This window comes from Streptomyces mayonensis (assembly GCF_018982965.1).
GTDB lineage: Bacteria > Actinomycetota > Actinomycetes > Streptomycetales > Streptomycetaceae > Streptomyces > Streptomyces mayonensis.
The window spans coordinates 1-5,514 of the sequence record NZ_JACBYP010000214.1 but is presented as its reverse complement, the minus strand read 5'-3'; the positions used below and the strand labels follow the sequence as shown (position 1 = coordinate 5,514).

General features: G+C 75.4%; 2 protein-coding genes. Both read left to right on the top strand.

Annotation, left to right across the window (positions count from 1 at the left end; translation table 11 throughout):
- The coding region (locus HZS56_RS37045; protein ID WP_216725199.1) for an acyl carrier protein at nt 1-708 on the top strand (708 nt) is incomplete at its 5' end.
- An 85-nt stretch (nt 709-793) separates the two neighbouring features.
- Nucleotides 794-5,514, top strand: a 4,721-nt coding sequence (locus tag HZS56_RS38650; RefSeq protein WP_253915510.1) for a type I polyketide synthase, incomplete at its 3' end; no start/stop codon positions are given.

Genomic DNA, 5,514 nt, shown 5'->3' with positions numbered 1-5,514 from the left:
GCGCGGATGCGTCGTATGGGTGTGCTGCCGATGTCGACGCAGGACGGACTGCGACTCCTCGACACCGCCGAACGGTCGGCGGACAGCCTCGTCGTGGCCGCGCGTTTCGACCCCCGGGCCCTGGCCGCGGGCGGGGCCCACGGCGCCGTCCAGCCCATGCTGCGCGACCACCCACCCGCCTCCGCACCCGTCCGGCGCCGCATTGTCGCCTCCGCCGGGGACGGCGGGCAGCCGGACGGCCCCTCCCTGCCGGCGCGACTCGAGGGGCTCGGCGACGACGAACGGCGGCAGCTGGTGCTGCGCACCGTTCGGGAACACACGGCGACCGTGCTGGGGTACGACTCGGCCACCGCGATCCCCGCCGAACGGGGGTTCCTGGACCTAGGCATCGACTCGCTCACCGCGGTCGAACTGCGCAACCGGCTCAAGGCCGAGACCGGCCTGTCCCTGCCCGCCACCCTGGTCTTCGACCATCCCGACGCCACCCGCCTCGCCCGGCACCTCGCGGAAGCGCTGGCGGCGAACGAAGCCGCAGGCGCACCCGGCGATGCCGACGCCGAACCGCGACGGGGGGCACACGGTGCCGCCGCACCGGCGGCCGTCCCCGGGGCCGACGTGTCCGACGCGTCCGACGTGTCCGGGCACCTGCAGTCGGCGGACGCCGACGAACTCTTCGACTTCATCGACCGGGAATTCGGTTCCGACTGACCGCCACGACACACTCCCCGGCGCCCTGCGGCCAGGTGCGCGCCGTCCGACCTCTGACACCGCGGCAAGACCATGTGAGGCCCTGATGCCGGAAGATGACAAGCTCCTCGGCTACCTGCGCCGGGTGACCGCCGACCTGCACGACACCCGGGGTCGGCTGCGCGAGATCGAGGCCGCGGCCCACGAGCCGATCGCGGTCGTCGGCATGGCCTGCCGCTTCCCCGGCGGCGTCGCCACCCCCGAGGACCTCTGGCACCTGGTCCGCGAGGGGAGCGACGCCATCACCCCGTTCCCCGACGACCGGGGCTGGGACCTCGACGCCCGCTACGACCCCGACCCGGACGCACCCGGACGCACCTACGTGCGGGAGGGCGGCTTCCTGCACGACGCCGCCGACTTCGACGCCGGCTTCTTCGGTATCTCCCCGCGCGAGGCCGACGCGATGGACCCCCAGCAGCGCCTCCTCCTCGAAGCGTCCTGGGAGGCCGTGGAACGGGCGGGCATCGACCCCGCCTCCCTCAAGGGCCGTGCCGCCGGGGTGTTCGTCGGCGCCGTCGCGCTCGACTACGGGCCGCCCCTGGACGCCGCCGACGGCATCGAGGGACACCTGATGACCGGCACCACCACCAGCGTCGTCTCCGGCCGCATCGCGTACACCCTCGGACTGCAGGGCCCCGCCGTCACGGTGGACACCGCCTGCTCGTCGTCCCTCGTCGCCCTGCACCTGGCCGTGCGCTCGCTCCGCCAGGGCGAGTGCGGCCTCGCCCTCGCCGGCGGTGTCACCGTCATGCCCACGCTCGGCACCTTCATGGGATTCAGCCGGCAGCGGGGCCTGGCCCCCGACGGCCGGTGCAAGCCGTTCTCCGCCGCCGCCGACGGTTTCGGCCCGGCGGAGGGCGCCGGCGTGCTCTGCCTCGAACGGCTCTCCGACGCACGCCGCAACGGCCACCGCGTCCTCGCCGTCGTCCGCGGCACGGCGGTCAACCAGGACGGCGCCAGCAGCGGACTCTCCGCTCCGAACGGTCCCGCGCAGCAACAGGTCATCCGGGCGGCGTTGGCGGACGCCGGGCTGGACGGGTCGGACGTGGACGTGGTGGAGGCGCACGGTACGGGTACGAAGCTGGGTGATCCGATCGAGGCCGGGGCGCTGCTGGCCACGTACGGGCAGGGGCGTGATCCCGAGCGGCCGCTGTGGCTGGGGTCGGTGAAGTCGAACATCGGGCACACGCAGGCCGCCGCCGGCGTCGCGGGCATCATCAAGACCGTACTCGGCCTGCGGCACCAGGAGCTGCCGCGCACCCTGCACGCCGACGAGCCGTCCCCGCACGTCGACTGGTCCGCCGGTACCCTGCGCCTGCTCACCCGGGCCGTCCCCTGGCCCCGGGGCGAGCGGCCGCGCCGCGCCGGTGTCTCGTCGTTCGGCGTCAGCGGCACCAACGTCCACGTCGTCCTCGAAGAGGCACCGTCCGCCGAAGAGCTCCGGACGGCCGATGCGCTGACCACCGAAGAGCTCCGGACGGCTGAGGCACCGGCCGCCGAAGAGGCCCGTACCGCCCGGACGCTCCCGCTGGTGCCGTGGGTCCTGTCGGCCAAGTCCGCCGCCGCCCTGCGTGACCAGTGCGCACGGCTCGCCGCCCACACCGAGGCGCACCCCGACCTGACGCCCGCCGACATCGGCCTCACCCTCGCCACCGCCCGCACCGCCTTCGACCACCGGGCCGTACTCCTCACCCGGGACGGAGCCGAAGGCGCGGACCTGCTGCGGCAGTACGCGTCCGGCGCGGAGCCCGTCGCACTCGTCTCCGGCACGGTCCGCGACTCGATCGGCCCCGTCTTCGTCTTCCCGGGCCAGGGGTCGCAGTGGACCGGGATGGCGGTGGAACTGCTCGGCACCTCCCCGGTCTTCGCGCGCCGCATGGACGAGTGCGCGGCGGCGCTCGCACCCCATCTGGACGTCCCCCTGCTCGAAGCGCTGCGGGACGAGGCGGCGCTGGAGCGGGTGGAGGTCGTCCAACCCGCGCTGTGGGCGGTCATGGTGTCGCTGGCCGAGGTGTGGCAGTCCTACGGCGTCCGGCCGGCCGCGATCGTGGGCCACTCGCAGGGCGAGATCGCCGCCGCGGTGGTCGCGGGCGCGCTGACCCTCGAGGACGGGGCGCGGGTGGTGGCGCTGCGCAGCCGGGCACTGACGGCACTCGCCGGGCGTGGGGGCATGGCCTCCGTCACGGCACCCGCGGACGACGTGCGCCGCGTCGTCGAGTCCCACCGCGGCGCCCTGTCCGTCGCCGCGGTCAACGGCCCCTCGCACGTCGTGGTCTCCGGCGACGCCGCCGCCCTGGACGCACTGCTGGCCGCCTACGAGGCCGACGGCGTGCGCACCCGCCGCATCCCGGTCGACTACGCCTCCCACTCGGTCCACGTGGAGGAGATCCGCGCCGAGGTCGAGAAGGCGGCGTCCGGCCTGTCCCCGCGTCCCTCCGACGTACCGTTCCACTCCACCGTGACCGCCGGGAAGGCCGACACGACCACGCTGGACGCCGCCTACTGGTACCGCAACCTCCGCTCCCGGGTCCGCTTCGAGGACACCGTGCGCGGTCTGCTCGACGCGGGCTTCCGCCACTTCGTCGAAGTCAGCCCGCACCCGGTGCTCACCCCCGGTGTCGAGCGGACCGCCGAGGACCACGGCAGCGACGTGTCGGTGGTCGGGACGCTGCGGCGCGGCGACGGCGGCGAACCCCGGCTGCTCAGGTCCCTCGCCGAGGCCCACGCCGCCGGAACGCGGGTGGACTGGTCCCGCGTGTTCGACGCGACCGGAGCCGCCCGCGTCGACCTGCCCACCTACGCCTTCCAGCGCCGCCGGCACTGGCTCGACTCCGGCACGTCCGCCGTCGTGGACGCCGCCGCGACCGGCATGGAACCCGTCGGGCACCCGCTGCTCGACGCGGGCGTGCCCCTGCCCGACTGCGACGGCCACCTGTTCACCGGCCGCTGGTCACTGCGCACCCACCCGTGGCTGGCCGACCACACGGTGGGGGGCCGGGCGGTCGTCCCGGGCAGCGCCCTCGTCGAGACCGTGCTGCGCGCCGCAGACGCCGTCGGCTGCGACCGGCTGGAGGAACTGAGCATCGAGACGCCGATCGTGTTCCCCGCCGACCGCGGCGCTCTGCGCGTCCAGGTGATGGTGGGCGGCCCCGAGGACGGCGACGGCCGCCGTGCCGTGGGCGTGTACGTCTGCGACACCGAGGGCGTCTGGACGCGGCACGCCCGCGCCACCCTCACCGCCGCCCCCGACCGGCACGAACCCGCCGGCCTCGACGACTGGCCACCCGCCGACGGCGCCCGGCAGGTCGACACGAGTGGGCTGTACGAGCGGCTCGCCGCCGCCGGACTGTCCTACGGCCCGGCCTTCCGCGGCCTCGGCACGGTCTGGAGCCGGGGCGACGAGATCTACGCTGAGGTCACCCTGCCCGACGAGGCACGTGCGGCCGCCGACGGATTCGGCCTGCACCCGGCACTGCTGGACGCCGCCCTGCACGCCTGGCCGGCCCGCGCGGACGACCTCACCTCCGTCGAACTGCCGTTCCTGTGGACCGGTGTCTCGCTGTACGCCACCGGAGCGTCGCGCCTGCGGGTGCGGCTCGCGCCGGTCACCGGCGGTGGGATGTCGGTGCTGCTGGCGGACGAGGCGGGCCGGCCGGTGGCATCCGCCGACACACTGGTGACCCGCCCGCTCCAGGACGCCGGCACGGCGGCCGGCCGGGGCGCGGGCACCCTGCACCGTGTGCACTGGACCCCCGTACCGGTGCCGGCCGCCGGCACGGAGCCCGCGGCCGCACCGGTCCTCGCGTTCGTCGGCCCGGAGATCCCCGGTGCCGGGCTCGACGCCGGCACGTCACGCCATGACGATCTGACCGGCCTGGCCGAGCAGTTGGCCGAGCAGTTGGCCGACGGCCGGTGCCCGGCACCGGCGTACGTGCTGGCGAGCACGGCCCAGGGCCCGGCGCTCCCGGCCGGCGCCGAAGGGGACACGGCGCAGGAGGCGCTGGCCGCCGCCGGGCGCGCGCTGGACCTCGTGCAGTCCTGGCTGGCCGACGAGGCGTTCGCCGCCACCGGCGCCAAGCTGGTGCTGCTCACCCGGGAAGCCGTCGCGGCGGGGCCGGGCGAGGGCGTGCCGGGCCTCGCGGCCACGCCAGTCTGGGGCCTGGTGCGTTCCGCGCAGTCGGAACACCCCGGCCGGTTCGTCCTGGCCGACCTCGACCACGACCCGGGTTCACTCGCCGCCCTGCCCTCCGCCCTCGGCACCGGGGAGCCGCAACTGGCGATCCGGCGGGGCGAGGCCCTCGTCCCGCGCCTCACCGCGGTACCGAACACCCCCGGACTCCCCGAGGCGCCCTGGCGGTTGCGGACCACGCCAGGCGCCGCGCTCGACGGGATCGCCCCGGCTCCGGAGACGGCGGCGGCCCGGCCGCTCGGCGAGCGCGACATACGCGTCGACGTCCGCGCGGCCGGCGTCAACTTCCGCGACGTGCTGATCTCGCTGGGCACCTACCCCGGCGCGGAGAGCGCGCGCATGGGCAGCGAAGGCGCAGGAGTGGTCACCGAGATCGGCCCCGGAGTGACCGGCGTGGCCGTCGGCGACCGGGTGATGGGGCTGGGCGGCGACTGGTTCGGCTCGTCCACCGTGGTGGATGAGCGGGTGGTGGTGGGGGTTCCGGAGGGGTGGTCGTTCGTCGAGGCGGCGTCGGTGCCGGTGGCTTTTGTGACGGCGTTCTATGCGTTGGTGGATGTGGCGGGTGTGCGGTCGGGTGA